Annotated in this window: 18 protein-coding genes and 1 pseudogene; 7 read left to right on the forward strand and 12 right to left on the reverse strand. The window is 66.0% G+C overall.

Features of this window, described 5'->3' with window-relative positions:
- Positions 1-107: 107 nt before the first annotated feature.
- The 4 genes from M9H71_RS03810 to M9H71_RS03825 all read right to left on the reverse strand — a co-directional run bounded on the left by M9H71_RS03810 (position 108) and on the right by M9H71_RS03825 (position 4,254).
- Positions 108-899, reverse strand: a complete 792-nt coding sequence (locus M9H71_RS03810; protein WP_455403766.1) for a hypothetical protein — start codon at positions 897-899, stop codon at positions 108-110.
- A 4-nt stretch (positions 900-903) separates the two neighbouring features.
- Positions 904-2,271 (reverse strand): hypothetical protein, encoded by a 1,368-nt coding sequence (locus M9H71_RS03815; RefSeq protein WP_455403767.1) that lies wholly within the window; start codon positions 2,269-2,271, stop codon positions 904-906.
- 129 nt (positions 2,272-2,400) lie between these two features.
- Positions 2,401-3,429, reverse strand: coding sequence for a transporter (locus M9H71_RS03820; protein WP_455403768.1), 1,029 nt, complete (start codon positions 3,427-3,429; stop codon positions 2,401-2,403).
- A gap of 321 nt (positions 3,430-3,750) precedes the next feature.
- Positions 3,751-4,254, reverse strand: coding sequence for a TetR/AcrR family transcriptional regulator (locus tag M9H71_RS03825; protein ID WP_455403769.1), 504 nt, complete (start codon positions 4,252-4,254; stop codon positions 3,751-3,753).
- A 119-nt stretch (positions 4,255-4,373) separates the two neighbouring features.
- On the opposite strand from M9H71_RS03825, the gene M9H71_RS03830 reads away from it, so the two are divergent.
- The 7 genes and pseudogenes from M9H71_RS03830 to M9H71_RS03860 all read left to right on the forward strand — a co-directional run bounded on the left by M9H71_RS03830 (position 4,374) and on the right by M9H71_RS03860 (position 9,375).
- On the forward strand, positions 4,374-5,156 hold the full coding sequence (locus tag M9H71_RS03830) for an SDR family NAD(P)-dependent oxidoreductase (protein WP_455403770.1): 783 nt from the start codon (positions 4,374-4,376) through the stop codon (positions 5,154-5,156).
- 20 nt (positions 5,157-5,176) lie between these two features.
- Complete coding sequence (locus tag M9H71_RS03835) at positions 5,177-5,527, forward strand: carboxymuconolactone decarboxylase family protein (RefSeq protein WP_455403771.1); 351 nt, start codon at positions 5,177-5,179, stop codon at positions 5,525-5,527.
- A 96-nt stretch (positions 5,528-5,623) separates the two neighbouring features.
- Positions 5,624-6,742: a flavin monoamine oxidase family protein gene (locus M9H71_RS03840; RefSeq protein ID WP_455403772.1), complete on the forward strand. Its 1,119-nt coding sequence runs from the start codon at positions 5,624-5,626 to the stop codon at positions 6,740-6,742.
- The gene (locus M9H71_RS03845) at positions 6,736-7,479 is read left to right on the forward strand and encodes an SDR family oxidoreductase (protein ID WP_455403773.1); all 744 of its coding nucleotides are present in this window, start codon (positions 6,736-6,738) and stop codon (positions 7,477-7,479) included. The genes M9H71_RS03840 and M9H71_RS03845 overlap by 7 nt, the downstream gene beginning before the upstream one ends.
- Before the next feature lie 2 nt (positions 7,480-7,481).
- A pseudogene (locus M9H71_RS03850) lies at positions 7,482-7,754 on the forward strand (cupin domain-containing protein); the annotation flags it as partial.
- 435 nt (positions 7,755-8,189) lie between these two features.
- Positions 8,190-8,969: a sulfite exporter TauE/SafE family protein gene (locus tag M9H71_RS03855; protein WP_455403960.1), complete on the forward strand. Its 780-nt coding sequence runs from the start codon at positions 8,190-8,192 to the stop codon at positions 8,967-8,969.
- 181 nt (positions 8,970-9,150) lie between these two features.
- A complete protein-coding gene (locus tag M9H71_RS03860; protein WP_455403774.1) occupies positions 9,151-9,375 on the forward strand; it encodes a hypothetical protein in 225 nt (74 codons plus the stop codon).
- Between the two features lie 68 nt (positions 9,376-9,443).
- On the opposite strand, the gene M9H71_RS03865 is transcribed toward M9H71_RS03860, so the two are convergent.
- The 8 genes from M9H71_RS03865 to M9H71_RS03900 all read right to left on the reverse strand — a co-directional run bounded on the left by M9H71_RS03865 (position 9,444) and on the right by M9H71_RS03900 (position 16,094).
- Positions 9,444-9,620 carry a hypothetical protein gene (locus tag M9H71_RS03865; protein ID WP_164602659.1) on the reverse strand — a complete coding sequence of 59 codons (177 nt, stop codon included), beginning with the start codon at positions 9,618-9,620 and terminating at the stop codon, positions 9,444-9,446.
- A gap of 197 nt (positions 9,621-9,817) precedes the next feature.
- On the reverse strand, positions 9,818-10,666 hold the full coding sequence (locus M9H71_RS03870) for a TonB family protein (RefSeq protein WP_455403775.1): 849 nt from the start codon (positions 10,664-10,666) through the stop codon (positions 9,818-9,820).
- The gene (gene exbD / locus M9H71_RS03875) at positions 10,663-11,103 is read right to left on the reverse strand and encodes a TonB system transport protein ExbD (RefSeq protein WP_455403776.1); all 441 of its coding nucleotides are present in this window, start codon (positions 11,101-11,103) and stop codon (positions 10,663-10,665) included. The genes M9H71_RS03870 and exbD overlap by 4 nt, the downstream gene beginning before the upstream one ends.
- A gap of 5 nt (positions 11,104-11,108) precedes the next feature.
- Positions 11,109-11,909, reverse strand: a complete 801-nt coding sequence (gene exbB, locus M9H71_RS03880; protein ID WP_164602653.1) for a tonB-system energizer ExbB — start codon at positions 11,907-11,909, stop codon at positions 11,109-11,111.
- A complete protein-coding gene (gene hutX / locus M9H71_RS03885) occupies positions 11,902-12,438 on the reverse strand; it encodes a heme utilization cystosolic carrier protein HutX (protein ID WP_230761602.1) in 537 nt (178 codons plus the stop codon). Before hutX ends, exbB begins: the two co-directional genes overlap by 8 nt.
- 17 nt (positions 12,439-12,455) lie before the next feature.
- Positions 12,456-12,788: an antibiotic biosynthesis monooxygenase family protein gene (locus M9H71_RS03890; protein ID WP_415216746.1), complete on the reverse strand. Its 333-nt coding sequence runs from the start codon at positions 12,786-12,788 to the stop codon at positions 12,456-12,458.
- Positions 12,789-12,865: 77 nt separating this feature from the next.
- Complete coding sequence (locus M9H71_RS03895; protein WP_455403777.1) at positions 12,866-15,205, reverse strand: TonB-dependent hemoglobin/transferrin/lactoferrin family receptor; 2,340 nt, start codon at positions 15,203-15,205, stop codon at positions 12,866-12,868.
- 217 nt (positions 15,206-15,422) lie between these two features.
- Positions 15,423-16,094 (reverse strand): NAD(P)H-binding protein, encoded by a 672-nt coding sequence (locus M9H71_RS03900; RefSeq protein WP_455403778.1) that lies wholly within the window; start codon positions 16,092-16,094, stop codon positions 15,423-15,425.
- Between the last annotated feature and the right edge of the window lie 4 nt (positions 16,095-16,098).

Here is a 16,098-nt window from a genome sequence, read left to right on the forward strand (position 1 = left end):
CGGGATCCTGAGCGCGCGATTGGAATTCATGCGTAAAATTTGTGTACGTCAGGGAGCGAAAGACGGAACCAAGCCCGTTGTCGCACCCGGCAGCAGACGCCGGAGGATCACGACTTCACCGCTGAGACCGGTGCGGTGACGATGCCGTATTTGGTCAGCTCCTCGGGCTTGAACACGAACAGCCGGTCTTTCGGCGTCTCCATCGCCCGGATCCAGACTTCGAGGTCGATTCCCATGTCGCGCAGATAGCGCTGACAGCGCGCCGAGATCCGCTGCGCGTCGCTCATCTGGTCGCGCGATGCGCCTTTCTCGGCGCTCTTGAGCGCGAACACCTGATGCACCCCGACCGCTGCTTTGGCGCCGACACGCCGCTCGGTGCCGCCGAACAGCACAAGCGGACAGGACGAGGCGCAGTACTTGCCGGGTTCGACTTCGGTGGCCAGCTTGTGGTCGCGGATCATCCGCCCCATCGACAGCGCGTCCGACACCGAACCGCCCGGCGAATTCAGCACCACCGTCTTGATGTATTCGGCGTGGCGCGCGAGCTCTTTGCCGAAAGCCTCCGCACTGCCCGGCGTGATCGTCCCGGTCGCCATCAACCGTCCGCCGCCGACCAGTTCGAACGTCATCGCCTCGCCCAGCGTGCCGCCGGGCTGAGGCAGCGGCGTCAAGCGGTCGCCGTCCGGCAACCACGGCGACAGCACCGCAGGCAATGCCGGCAGGCTGAACGGCGCCGTGTCCGGCTGCGTGCCGCCGTCACGATCGGCCGGCGCGCCGGCAAGATCGTAGCCGAGTGCCACGATGGTGCCGACGATCAGCAGCCGGAAGATCAGGCGCAAGACCGCATCCTCCGGATTGCCGGAGAGCCAGACATGGACGCGCTGCGACAAAGTCGTCATGCGGTTACTTGACGTGGCGCGCCGAGACCAGCGCGGTGACGTTCTCGTCGGCTGCGGCTGCGGTCTCGGCCGTCGGGGCCGGCTGATCGGGCGCCAACGGCGCGACCGGCTCAGCCACATGACGGCTGGCCTGCTCGACCTCGCGTGCCATCTGCAGCGCCGCCATCAGCTCCGCCGCGGTCATGGTCGATGCATGTGAGGCCGGCAGTCCCTCGCGGCGGATCGCGGCGTGGACGACGCACAGGATCAACACCAGCACCGCCGGCATCAGGTCGATCGAGATCGCCCCGGCCCAGCTCGGGATGAAGTCGCCGGCATAGCGCAGCACCGCCTCGGCCGGCGACATCGCCTGGAACCGCGCCGGCTCGATCTTCGGACGATCGAGGATCGCATCGGCCGCCGCAGCGAGCGAGGCCGCCTGGGCGGCCACAGCCCCTTCGACCTTGCCGACCACCGCGGTCTGCCGGTCGGCGAGATCGACGCTGCGTCCGCTCGCGGCCGGTGCGATGAACGAGGACGACAGCGAGGTCGCGGCGCGTTTCACCGCCGGCGCCACCGAGGTCTGCTGCAGATTGGCGATCACCCCCATCAGCGCCAGGGACTCGGTGGCGAAGCCGTCGCTGCGCTCGCCGATCGGGCCGCGGTCGGACACCAGCTCGCGCATCTTGGCGAGATGCTTGCCTCCCTCTTCGAACAGCGTCGAGACGCGTTTGCCGGAGGCTTCGACCTCCTTGGCGAGGCTGTCGAGCTGACTCGACATCTGGGTCAGGAGTTGCACCACCGTGCCCGATCCGGCGGTGCCGGTGAGCGAGCCGGTGCGTTCGGCTTCGGCGAGTTTGGCGAACCGCGATGCGGCGATCTGGATGTCCGGCAGCAGCCCCTGCGCGGCGATCGCGTTGGTGTTGGCGGCGTCGAGATCGCGGGTGTAGTCCTGCACGGTGATCGCCAGGTGCTGCCGGATCGCCGCCGCGCCGGCCAGCGCCGAGGCGTTCAGCCAGGACGACATCGCCACGATCATCAGCGAGCCGAGCAGCATGCAGCCGAACATCAGCCCGCGGCCGGCGCGATCGACGACATGCGGCATGAACTGCATGAGGAACACCCAGAACGCGTAGATGCCGACCGACACCGCGACCGAGTAGATCAAGGCGGCGAAGAACACCGTGGTGGCGCTGCCGTTGAGCAGGTCGCGCACGCCGAGATAGGTGTAGACGCCGGCCGCCAGCGCCAGAATCGCGGTAGTCAGTTTCAGCATCACTTCGAGCCGCACAACGCCGCGCGACAACAGCAGCGACGGCGGCACCATAGTCGGAGCGACGGACGACGGAGACTGTGACGACGAACTGGCGGCCGGAGAAACGGCTTCGGGCATCTGGACATCCAACTGGTGCGCAGCTTGCGCACGACCAACGCCCCCGCGTTCAGATGCGACTGTTAGTTGTGGAGTTGGACCAGATTATGGTGACGCCGCAGCGCTGCCGCATTGGCATATTGCGCCGGTTCAGAAATGCGCGTTGAGCCGCAGCATCGCCTGGTGACGTTCGAAGTGATCGAGATCGAGCCGCTGCGGATCGCCGAGCGCCCGGCCGGCGACCTGCACTTGCCAGGTGCCGGAGACGCCGAGCGTCGGGGTGATCGCGTAGGAGAGGGTCGGACCGACGAACACCGCGTCGCCACCGAACCGGTCGAGCCCGCCGCCGTCATAGGCACGCAGATAGCGCAGCCCGACGCCGGCGACGAAGGTCGGCGCGAACGCATAGGACAGCGCGCCATGAAGCTGCAGCTCGGAATCGTGCCCCCAGAGGCCGGTGCCGTGCTCGCGGGTCGCCGCGGTGCCGAACCAGACGTTGAAAGCGGCAAACAGCCGGTCCTTGATCAGTTCGCGGTCGAACAAGGCGGCGAATTCGGCACCGTACTGCTCGATCCGCACGCCGCTGCCCTCGTCGACGCGACTCCAGCCCGGCTGAACGTGCAGCGTCAGTCCGAACGGCGCGACCTCGCGGTCGATCAGCTTGTAACGGACCTCGAACCCAGCGCCGTTGAACGACAGATGTCGGCGGTCGTCGTAGCCGGGAACGGCATCGATCCGCTGCGCACCGATCGCGAAGCCCGGAGCGATCCGGAGGCGATCGGTCAGGGTGTATTTGACCTGGGTCAGGGTTGTGAGCGCCGCGTAGCTGCCGCTGCGCTTACCGAAACCGGCGACGTTCTCCAGCTCGACCTCGATCTCGCCCGGCCGCCCGATATCGGAGCCCATGCTGAAGCCGAAGATGTGCTCGGTGTCGATGCCCTCGGCATGGTGGCTGCCCGGCACCGTCTCCGGCTTGTCGGCGGCGACGTGCGGCGCCGCAAGCTGCGGAGACCGCGCAGCGCCGCGCCAGTCTGGCGCCTCCTCGCCTACCGCGGGCACGGCGCCCGCCAGCAGAGCAACCAGAGACCGGGCGGCGTAGAAGCCGCCGCGACGCGTCCCAGCTTGGGCGAGCCCCTGCCGTCCCCTGGCGCCCGCCAATCCCGATTGTCCGTCCGCCATCCCGATCCCCGAAAGGGCCGCCAACACCGGCCCGGAAAGCCCCATTCGCAGTCCCGCATCCGACGTGCATCGATAGTGCACCACAACCGCGCGAGAGCGCCGCAAAATTCAAGCAGGGAACATTCTGATAATTTTGCAATTGCAAATCAATTGCAAAATTCTCTCACGCTTCGGCAGTCGCAGGATTTGCGGCGCGTCGGACCGATTGAAGATGATGGCTTCGCCTAAGCTAAGGGCGTCAAGTTAACGCCTGAAAGCGCCGCGCAACTTGCTGAATTGCCGTGCGCTTCGCTGATTCATTTCTACGAATGTGGAGCGGCCTCAGCCGAGATCCACGGTCGCTCGATCGAAGATGACTGGATCGCTTTGCGCGCTGGCCATCAGGATTGCGCCTTCAAGTGTCGCGAGTACTTGGGTCGCGCGCTCCTGCGTCAGCCCGCCGGCGACCAGACTGGCGATACCCGCCTCGAAGAACTGCCGCACTTCGTGGCCCACATCTGGCGTAAGATCCCCTACCGTAACGCCAAGCGAGCCGCACAGGCACATTTTTGCCCCCTCATCGAGCGCGCTCCGGAAGACGGCTCTCCAAGCCTGCACGACATTGTGTCCGGCTGCGACTGAAGCATCGACTGCGGCGATGATGCGGGCATTGTAGCGACGGGCAACGGCGGCAGCGAGCGCGCTCTTGGTCGGGAAATGATAGTGAATGCTGGCGCTTTTCACGCCCACCTCTGCGGCGATCTCGCGGAAGCTGAAGCCGCTATAGCCGGCCTCCCTGATACGGCGCTCAGTCGCATCCATGATCGCTTCCACTGTTTCGCTCATACGATCTCATCCATCAAAAACGATTTACCTACCTATCGGTAGATAGTTCTTGCAAACGCGCCTGGCAAGACGTAAGCACGCGCCGTCAATCTATCTACCGACAGGTAAGGAGAGTGAAAATGACGAGATTTGAAGGCAAGGTCGTGGCGCTTACCGGCGCTGGCTCCGGCATTGGCAAGGAAACGGCGGCGCGTTTCGTGGCGGAAGGTGCCATGGTCGTGATCAACGGCCGTAATCAGGCCAAGCTCGAAGCAGCCGCGCACGAGATCGATCCCAACGGCCAAAAGGTCGCCGTTTCGGCAGGCGACATCGCCGATCCGGCTACGGGCGCGGCTCTGGTCGATATGGCCGTTTCCCGGTTCGGAAAGCTCGACGTGCTGGTGAACAATGCGGGCGTGTTCAATCCCAAGCCGTTCCTCGACCTGACCGAGGCTGACTACGATTGGTATCTCGACACGATCCTCAAGGGGAAGTTCTTCACCGCACAGGCTGCCGCCAAGGCGATGAAGGAGCACAACGGGGACCGCGGCGGCGCGATCGTCCAAACCGGCTCCATGTGGGCGATCCAGGCGATCGGTGCTACGCCGTCGGCCGCCTATTCGGCCGCGAATGCCGGCGTCCACGCGATGGTGCGTAACCTCGCCATCGAGCTCGCGCCATACAAGATCCGCATCAACGCGGTGGCCCCCGCCGTCGTCGAAACTCCGGTGTACAACACCTTCATGTCCGACGATCAGGTACGGGAGGTTCTCCCGACCTTCGACGCCTTTCATCCGCTCGGTCGCAACGGACAACCGCGCGACGTCGCCGAGGCGATCCTATTCCTCGCTTCGGATCTGGCGTCGTGGATCACTGGCACAGTCCTTCCGGTCGATGGCGGCGTAACCGCCGGACGCCAGTAAGCAGAACAAAGAGCCAGATCATGAGCCATATGCAGGACTGGAACGCCTATCGCAACGCGCTTCTGGGGCGCGTCGGCGACTTCGCCAATCTCAGCCCCGACGTGCTGCGTGGCCTGAATACGATCGAAGGCAGCGCCGCCAAGACCGGCAAGCTCGAGCCGAAGATGCACGAGCTGATCGCGCTGGCGGTCGCCGTGACGACCCGTTGCGACGGCTGCATATCGATCCATGCGAAGAAGGCGGTGCAACTCGGCGCAGCGCGCGAGGAGATCGCCGAAGCGCTCGGCGTCGCAATTGCGCTGAATGCGGGCGCGGCGCTCACTTACACCGCGCGCGTCTTCGACACTATCGACGCACTGCCCCAAATGTAACTATCCACGGTGATGCCGGATCGGCTTGGCCGGTCCGGCATCAGCCATCCGAACCGCGGGTCAACGTACCTACCCGATCTTTCCAGGAGGCGCCTCATGCGCACCACTGTCGCCATTGTCGGAGGCGGCCTCTCAGGTCTCTATGCCGCGCGCTTGCTTCACGCCGCCGGAATCGACTTCCAGTTGCTCGAAGCGAGGGATCGCTTCGGCGGACGCATTCTCTCGCTCAATAGCGCCGGCAGGCCTTCCGCCGACGGCTTCGATCTTGGCCCGTCCTGGTTCTGGCCCGGCATGCAGCCGGCTATGGCTGCTCTGGCCCGCGAGCTTCGGCTCGCAGTGTTCCCGCAACACAGTGAAGGCGACGTCCTGTTCGAACGCATGTCGAGGGAACCCATCCACCGCTTCCGACCCATGCGGCAGGAGCCCGATTCGATGCGGTTTGCCGGCGGGACTGGAGCGCTGATCGACGCACTCGTCACAGCGCTTCCGCCGGAGCGACTCCATCTCGGCGCGCCTGTGACCAAGTTGACGCTCATGCATGATGGCATGGCCCTGACCGTCAGCAGAACGGATGCTTCGGTTGAAGACCTGATTGCCGGTCATCTGATCCTTGCGCTGCCGCCAAGACTCCTGGCGCGAACGATTGCATTCGATCCGCCGATAGAGCCGTCAACAGTCTCGCTTTGGCAGGGCACCGCGACTTGGATGGCCCCCCATGCGAAATTCTTCGCGATCTACGATCGGCCATTCTGGCGCGATGCGGGGCTCTCCGGAACGGCGCAGAGCATGGTAGGGCCGCTCGTCGAAATTCACGACGCCACGACGGCCTCGGCTACGGCCGCGCTGTTCGGCTTTCTCGGCGTCGGCGTCGATCAGCGCAGTTCCATCGGCGAAGATGCGCTGGCGCATTCGTGCCTCGCTCAGCTTGGTCGACTGTTCGGACCCGAGGCGGCAAGGCCTCGAGCCACCTTGTTCAAAGACTGGGCTGCCGATCCACTGACAGCGACCGAAGCCGATCGGGTCGGCGGGGCTCACCCGGCACCCAGTCAGATGCCATGGATAACCGGCGCCTGGGCCGATCGGCTGTCGCTTGGCGGCAGCGAAACCAGCGCTCACGAGCCCGGCTATCTCGCCGGTGCTGTCGATGCCGCAAAGCGCGCCGTCGCCGAGATCAGAACCCGACTCGTTGATGCGAAGGAGACCGCGACATGCTGAGTAGAAAGACCGCGCTGATCTCGGGCGGCAGTAGCGGGATCGGCCTTGCCACGGCGAAGCGCCTGCGCACCGAGGGTGCCCGTGTCGCGATCACTGGTACCGACGTGGGTAAGCTGGAATCCGCACGTCAGGAGATTGGCGACGACACGCTGGTAATACGCGCTGATGTGCGCTCGGTCGCCGACCTGAAGGCGATGGCCGAGACCGTAGGCGCGACATTCGGCAAACTCGACATCCTCTTCGCGAATGCCGGGGCCGCTTACGGCACCCCGATCGGCACAACCGACGAAGAGAGCTTCGACCGGTTGATGGACATCAACGTCAAGGGCGTGTTCTTCACCGTCCAGTCTGTTCTGCCGATCATGGCGGACGGCGGCTCGATTATCCTCAACACCTCGTGGCTGGGCCAGGTCGGCACGCCGGGCCGCGCGGCGCTGTCGGCGTCCAAGGCTGCCGTTCGCTCGTTCACGCGGGTGCTGGCCGCCGAGCTTGTCGATCGGAAGATCCGCGTCAATGCGGTCAGCCCCGGCCCGATCGAGACGCCGATCCACCGCTCGCCGGGTCAGACCGAAGAGGAATTCAGGGCATATGCGGAGAAGGTCGGCAAGAGAGTGCCCGCCGGGCGCATGGGCCGCCCCGAGGAGATCGCTGCGGCTGTTGCGTTTCTTGCAAGCGACAACTCCAGCTACGTGCTCGGCGCCGAGATCGCCGTCGATGGCGGGCTTGGGGAGATCTGACGATGCTTCTCAACGACGATCTGAGCTTGCCGGCGGATGCCCATGCGGCAAGGCAGGACTGGTCGCTAGCCCCACGCCGGGCGTGGATTGGCGAATACTGTTCCGCACTGGCGGCGAGGAGGCCCGCGCGACGGCGATCGTGCGCTATGCACCGGTGAGCCGTTTTCCCCATCATGGTCATCCCGGCGGTGAGGAGTTCTTCGTCCTCGACGGTACCTTCCAGGACGAGACGGGGCTTCCAGGCAGGCTCCCACGTCCGTAACCCGCTGGGAACGGGCCGCGCTTGCATCGGAGAAGACAGGGTGGCCCCAGGGCTGGCGGGGGTAGCCCCGGGGCCAGTCATCGCCTACCGGGGAGGTCTCGGCGCTGACAGCAGGATCTCCGGGCCAAGGGCTGACCTACGGTGAGCGTCCTGTCTGCGCGAACTCTGCACGCACTGCGCAGCGAACGAAAGCGACATCGATTGGCGTGGTTCCAGCAGCACTAACCAATCATCTTCGATCGAATCGAGCGAATTAGTTCGAAATCAACACCCAAGTAGAACTACCATCCCCTTCCCGCCGCGATCGCAGCATCATCGCCGCCCCCCGAAACCACGATCCTGCGTTGCCGCGGCGTGCCGTCGCCGCGTACAACCTGACGGGCCGAGTCGCGCCGACGCGCGTCGTCCATGGGGAGGCGATCAACTGACGGGTTTCCACGGCATCGCAATCGATCCGAGCTATGCGCTTGCAGGCGCAGCCACTGGATTCGTCGTCGGCCTCACCGGCGTCGGCGGCGGCGCGCTGATGACGCCGATTCTGCTGCTGGTGTTCGGCATCGCGCCCCATGTGGCGATCGCCACCGATCTGTGGTTCGCCGCGATCACCAAGCTGGTCGGTGCGACAGTGCACAATCGCAAGGGCAACATCGACTGGCGGATCGTCACCCGGCTGTGGGCCGGAAGCCTTCCAGCCGCCGCACTGATGGTCGCGATCGTCGCCCTCGCCGATCCAGTCGGACGGACCGAGTGGCTGACCAGGCTCATCGGCGTGGTGGTGATCCTCACCGCCCTCGGCATCGTGCTCGCACCCGCCCTGCTCGCGTCGCTGTATCCGGCGTCACACACCGAGGATACATCGCCATCCCAGGATCGCACCGTGCTGACGGTGCTGACCGGCGCGACACTCGGTGGATTGGTGGCGCTCACTTCGATCGGAGCCGGCGCGCTGGGCACAGTGGCGCTGCTTTATCTGTATCCGCGCCGGCTCTTGCCGCATCGGCTGGTGGCGACCGACCTCGCCCACGCCATCCCGCTCGCGACCGTCGCCGGCGCCGGCTATCTGATCGTCGGCATGGTGGATTGGGGAATGCTCGTCAGCCTGCTGATCGGTTCGATTCCCGCGGTGATCCTCGGCGGTCTGTCGGCCGGCCGGCTGCCCGGCCGCGGGCTGCAGATCGCGCTGGCGGTGGTTTTGTTCGCCGCCGGACTCAAAGGGCTGCTGATGTAGCCGCAGGGCTTCGACCAAAGACGAATGCGACCGTAGAACACATCGAAACTGCCGGAACGTTCGGTCACCCTAAGCGTTGCGAAGCGTCTAGATCGACCACTCACGCTCGTGTCGAACGATCGGCATCATGCCCCTGCGTTCGATGCAGCCAAGAAGGCACCGGAACCTCCGGTGAGATGCAATGCCCGACGCCTGCGTCATCGAAGTTCGCGCCCGCACTGCGGGTATCGTGGTTCGCGAGGGAGACAATTATTGCTTCTTCGCCGCTCATCGCGACTTCCACGCGCTGGAGCGTCAATCGTTCGATTCGCTGCTTGCCGCTCAGACCGCCGCCTCGCGCTGCGCCAGCGATGCGTCGTCGGCGATTCGGATCGATCCCCCTCGCTCCGAAGCGCTGCGCGCGTAATCCGTCGCGGCAACGCCTCACCGACGAGGCACCGCACCGCTGCTCACGCGCGGCGCGGTGCGGGCTGATCAGCCGCGTCGGCGTTCCGCCACCACGCCGATGCCGAGGCGACCGCTCTCGGCGAGCTCACGCAGCCGATGCCGCGCCCAGACCCGCATCGCCAGACCGGGCCGCTCGGCCTCACTGCGCGCGCTGTCGAACGGTTCGTTGTGTTTCGATTGCTGCTCGGCATCGACGTTCGCCATCATTCCCTCCGCATGGCTGTTCGGCTCCGGCCGCACGCTGTCTCGCGTCGCGCGCCGTGCACGCAACTACATGCATGATTTGGTCTGCTGGCGGCGGTAGTTTCTGTGCATCGCCACCCTGAATCGTTCCAAACTAACGACGCGTGGCGATCGATGGTGCGGAAGACGACGATGCGTAGCAGCGCTGTGACCGCGAATTACCTCACCGAGAAATTCACCGGCACGCTGAAATTCAGCGAAGCCTGAGTGATCTCGGGCGGGAATGCCGGCAACGGCTGGGCCCTGTGTACCATCGCCAGGGTTTCGGCATCGAGCGCGGCGCTGCCCGACGACCGTACTAATCGCGCGCCGAGCACCTGCCCGCCGCGCCCGACCGTGAAGCTGAGCGTCGCAGTGCCCTGCACGCCGGATGCGCGGGCCTCGGACGGATAGCGCTTGAACCGCTGCAGATGCGCCGCCAGACGCTGACGATAGCTCGGCAGCACAGCGGCGGCGCGCGCACCGGCGAGCGACGCCATCGCGTCGGCGGCGCGGCGTTCTGCCCGCTGCGGCGCGGTCGTCCGCGGTGCCGGCGGTCGTTCGGACGGATGCTGTTTGGCCGTGCGCTCGCGCCGCTTCGGTGGCTCGCGCTTCGGCTCGACCGGTTTCGGCTGCTCGATCTTCACCGGCTGGGGCTTGTTCGGCTCCGGCGCCGCTTTGGCTTCCGGCGGCAGCGCCACCTCGGGCTTCGGCTGTGGCGGAGTCGGCGCGATCTCCGGTACCGTCGTTGCCTGCGGCGTCGGCTCGGGCTCCGGTTGCGGCGCCTCGGCCTCCTGCATCTCCGGACCCGGCGCGAGATCGAGCGAACTCGGCTGCGGCGACGCCGTGACGGGCGCCATGTCGACCATGATCGCGGCCAGCGGCTCGCCGGGCGGCGGCGTCTGCGTGTAGTACGCCAGCGCCGCCGCGACCGCCACGGCGTGGACCCCGACGATCACCGCGGCCGACAGCAGCCAGCGCGACGCCCCCGGCGCCGCCGCGGTGTCGTGCAGCGCGCGGGCGTTCATGGCTGCGCGGCGTGGCCGTCCAGACCGACCAGCGCCACCTTCAGATAGCCGGCATCGCGCAGCAGATTCATCGCCGCCATCAGATCACCGTAGCTCACCGCCTTGTCGGCGCGCAGGAAGATCCGCTCGTCCTTGTTGCCACCGGTCGCGGCATCCAACGCCGAAACCAGCGCGTCGCGCGGCACGATGTTCTCGCCGAGTGCCAAGGACAGATCCGGCTTCAACGAAACAAACACCGGTTTGTCCGGCCGCTGCTGCGGCTCGGCGGTGCTGGCCGGAAGATCGACGCCGACATCGACCGTGGCGAGCGGCGCAGCGACCATGAAAATGATCAGCAGCACCAGCATCACGTCGATGAACGGCGTGACGTTGATCTCGTGCGCCTCGACCATGTCGTCGTCGCCACCGCCGCGGCGGCCCGCTATCTTGGCAGCCATCGCTCTCACCTCACCGCACGCGCCCGCATCGGCGGTCGCGCCGCCTCGCGGCTGATCATCAACAAGAGCTGCGCGGATGCGTCGCCGAGCAGCGCCCGATACGCCGACACCCGCCGCGTCAGATGATTGTAGATCACCACCGCCGGGATCGCCGCGACGAGGCCGAGCGCGGTCGCTAGCAGCGCTTCGGCGATACCTGGCGCGACGACCGCTAGATTGGTGGTGTTGGCCTTGGAGATGCCGATGAACGCATTCATGATCCCCCACACCGTGCCGAACAGGCCGACGAAAGGCGCCACCGCGCCGATGCTGGCAAGCAGCCCGGTGCCGATCGCCGCGCGCCGCGCTTCCGCCGCCTCGACCCGCTCCAGCCGCAGCGCCACGCGCTCGCGAAAGCCGTCGTCGTGAGCGCCGCCGGACAGACTGGCCTCGCGATCGACAGTGTGAATCATCTGCGCCACCGCGTCGCGCTGATCGGCGGTTTCGGCTGCGGCTTGCTGCAGCGTGGTGTCGCTTTCCAGCCGGTCGAGACCACGCCGGGCGACCGCAACGTTGCGGCGCAGTTCGATCGACTTCGCCAGCCACACCGTCCACGCCGCCAGCGACGCCGCGACCAGACCGACCATCACGGTCTTCACCACCACGTCGGCGCCGAGGAACATGCCCCACGGCGACAGGTCGCGCGGCAGCGTCGCCAGATCGGCCGCTGCGGCGCAAGCCTCCCCCGGCAGCGCCGCTGCGACGACCGCCAGTGCCGCAATCGCAGCACCGGCCGATCGAGCCGCGGCGCCTTGGGGTTTACGCATTGCGCGCCTCGCTGAACTGCTCAGCGAGCGCATGAAATCGTGCAAGCTGATCGCCGCGCAGCTCGCGATTGGCGTCGCGGCCGACGAACACCTTGAACATGATGCCGCCGTCGCGGTTGAGGAACGCCACGAAGGCGCTGGCCTTACCCATGAACGGGCGCTCGACGAACGCCATCGCGCCGCAGTTGTCGTGACGCAGATGGCCGTGCAGCCCCTTCGGCTGCATCAGGTTGAAATAACCGCGACTGACTTCGCCGCGCGGCACTTCGCCGGTGAATTCGAAGATCGCATCCTCGGTGTGGACGATCAGCGTCACCTCGCCCCAGGCCGCAATGTCGTTCATCGCCGCGACGAAGCCGTCGCCTGGCCCGAGCCGGACCATGCCGTCCGGCAGCGCCTCAATCACCGCGAGCGGCGACACACTCCACTGCTTGGCGACCTCCTCGATCACGGCGGCCGGGTTGGCCGCCATGAAAGCACGAAGATCCCCGGTCTCGGACGTCACCACCGATGCCGCTGCAGTCGCCATCACACTCTCCTTCCGTCTTACGCCGCCGCGGCGTTGCGCTCGCTGCGGATCACCTCGAACCCCTCGAACCGCGGATGGCCGAGATAGATGCTCTGCCCGGTGTCGTTGCCGGCGCGGGCATGCGAGCGCCGAAACTGTTCGGATGTCGTCCATGCTTCGAACGCCGACTTGCTGGCCCAGGTGGTGTGGGTCGCATACAGCGTGTGATCCTCCGCCACCGGCCCCTTGAGCAGATGGAATTCGACGAAGCCATCCATCTCGCTGAGATAGGATTCGCGCGCGGCCCAGATGTCCTCGAAGGTCTGCTCGGCGCCGCGCTTCACTTGAAACCGATTCATCGCGATGAACATTTTCTCTCCTTGCTGGCTTGTTGCTTGCTGGCTTGTTGTTTTAGCTCGCCGCGCTCCGGCCCGATGGAACCGGCGGTTCACGCTCCCCCGAAGTGAACCTTGATGCCGCCCTTATACACCACGCCCGGCCCCGGACTGCTGAACAGAATGTCGTTCTGCGACGTGCCGTCGGTCGACGATCCGGGGATCGCATACGGACGATAATAGTTGTTGAGCAGATTATCGATCGAGAAGTTCAGCGTGACGTCCGGCGTCGGCCGATATGCGATGTTGAGATTGACGAGGTCGTAGGAGGTTCCCGGCAGATAGCCCGTCGGCAGATTGGTGTTGGCCGCATACGACGCCCATTGCGCCGCGATCGTCAACTGCCGATCGAGCAGCCGCAGCCCGCCGGTGGTGACGACCTTGCGCGCCGGCACCGAGGCCAGACCGAGGCCGGTGTCCGGATTGGTGCCACGGATCACTGCCGCGTTGACGCCGACGAACCAGATCCCCGCATCGTAATTGGTCTCGACCTCGACGCCCTCGATCCGGGCGCGCGGGATGTTCTGGTACTGATAGTATTTGCTGTACAGGCCAAACGCCGGGCCGAGCTGCGACACCTGCGGGGTGGAGCCGACCAGCTCGATGTAATTGTCGACGTCGTTGCGGAAGGCGTTGATCTTGCCGCGGAAGCTGTCGGACGCCGTAAAAATGCCGTCGTACTTCAGGTTGATGCCGACCTCCTTGTTCTTGCCGACTTCCGGACGCAGCCCGGCGTTCGGGATCAGGCAGAAAAGGCCGGTGGAGCCGTCGCCGCAGGTGAACAGCGCTGGGCCTCCGCCGGTGACGTGAGCGCCGGAGATCAGCGTCTCGGTGATCGACGGCGCGCGATAGCCTTCGGCGTAGGCGACGTAAGGGGTGAAGCCCGCGATCGGCGTCAGGCCGAGTGTCACCTTCGGTGACAGCCGGCTGCCGCTCGCGGTGGTCGACTGCGAATTCAGCTCATAATGGTCGTAGCGCGCCGCGCCGATCACTTCGAGCCACTGCGCGTAATTGTTCTTCACCTGGATGAAGCCGCCCGACACCGTGCGCTCGCCGCCCGGCGTGGTGACATTGGAATTGCCGCGGCCATCCCAGGTCGTCACCTTGTCGTTGAATGCGTCGACGCCGTAGGTCACTGCGGTGCGCCAATTGCCGTATTCGAACCGCGAGGTGTTGTGGGCGTCGATCCCGACGGTGTCGAGATTGTAGCCGCGCTGGTCGCCGATGCAGCCGGAGATATTGTTGCCGTAATTGCCGGCGCCGCAATAGCCCGAGCCGCTGGTCGAATAGTGATAGGTCTTGGTCTGGTCGCTGGTGGTGCGGTTGCCGTACAGATTGATATTCCAGTCGAACCAGGTGTCGTCCGGCTGCGAATATTTCCAGCTCAGGGTTCCGGTGTAGTTCCGCAGATTGGTGCCGTACACCGAGGAGCCCTGATACAGCGCGCGCTGCGCCGCGGTCAGGACCGGGCCGCGATTGAATTGGCCGACGTCGTAGTTGAAGTCCTGGAAGATGCCGCCGATCTTGACCTCGTGGCCGTCGGCTGGGCGCACCGTGAATTTCAGCAACCCGGCCGCCAGATCGTTGCCGGTGTTACCGATCTCGGTGCCGGCGCCATCCTTGTAGTTGCCTTGGGTACGGTACACCGCGCCGCCGAACACATCGACGCTGGGATCCACCCGCACGCCGCCGAACACCGAGCCGAGTCCGCGTGCATTGTTGCTGCCGTAGGAGCCACTGAGATCGACGCCCCAGCGCTCGCCAGCGCGCACAACGTCGTCGATGTCCTTGGTGCGGAACGACACCACGCCGCCGATCGCGCCCGAGCCGTAGATGTTGGCGCTCGGCCCACGAACCACGTCGATGCCACCGATCAGTTCGGGGTCGAGGAAGAACGAGCCCTGCGCGCCGTGGCCGGAGCGCTGATAGTTCTGCCGCGCACCGTCGACCACCACCGCAACCCGGCCGAAATCCTGCAGACCGCGGATGTTGATCGAGGTCGACGGCTCGTCGCCGCGGTCCTGGAACGACACGCCGGGCGTGGCGACGAACACGTCCTGCAGCCGGTTCGGCGGGAATTGCTGGATCTGCTGCAGCGTGATGGCGCTGGCCGGCGCCAGCGCATCGATCGCCTTCTCCTCGTTCTTGGTCGCCACCACGGTGATGGCGTCGAGCGACTGCGTCGATCCGGCCGCCTGGGCATAGGCGTCACGCGGATTGGCGGCCGGAGCAGCAGGTTGCGCGGCAGGCACGGCACGGTCTCGCTTCGCCTCTGTCTGCGATCGGGACGAACCCTGCCCGGTCGCGGTCTGCGCGACAGCCGGTGCAGTCGCCAACGCGACGACGGATACGGATAGCAATAGCGCGCAGGCGCGCGAATTCAGCCCCACCATGACAGCCCCAGTGTTGTTAGTTGACTCTGGCTGGCGGGCTCGCACGAGGCGGCTGGCTGGCAATTTGCCGTCGGCACAACTGCTAACGGCTCTCATTTTTGGTAACCGAGCGACGGTTCCCGGTCAATCGGACCGAGGCGCTGATTAAAGCAATTATAACCAATCTGTGGAGGCGGCGCCGGACACGCGTCGGCGGGACGCTATGGCGCGCCGCCCACTACGCTGCGACGGTGAGATCGAATTCGGCGATGTCCGCCGGCTCTGCCGGCAAGGTGGGGCGATCGACCGCCGACAGCACGCGGCCGATGCTGGCCGGCGTCGCCAGCGCGTCGAGCAGCAGCGTCGCGAGGTCGGCCCGTGCGATCCGGCCGTGCACGCGCGGGTCGTCGTACAGCGCCCCCTGCCCGGTCGGCTCCCCCTCCGTGAGCCCGCCCGGCCGTACGATCGTCCAGTCGAGCGCGCTGTGCCGCAAATGATCTTCGGCACGGGTCTTGGCGTCGAGCACCGGCCCGATCGCCGCGACGATTCGCTCCGACGCATAGGCGCGACTGTCGCCGCAGGCCAGCGACGACACCTGCAGCACGCGCCGCACACCGCAACTCACCGCAGCGTCGGTGATCGCGTTGTTGCCGATCTCGTCGATCAGCAGCGCCTCCGGTCCGGCGCCGCCGATGGTCGAGATGATCGCCTGCGGCTTCAACCCGTTCAGCACCGCCGCGACCGAGCTGCTATCAGCCAGATCGACGCTGGCAACACCGGCAATGCCGTTCAGCTCGTTGAGCCGCACCTCGTCCCGCCCCGCGGCGAACACCGTCCAGCCGCGCCCCGCACCTTGCGTGACAAGATGCCGCCCGGTACGCCCGGTGGCGCCGAAGATCACAACACGCATCTGT

The organism is Rhodopseudomonas parapalustris (assembly GCF_053772255.1).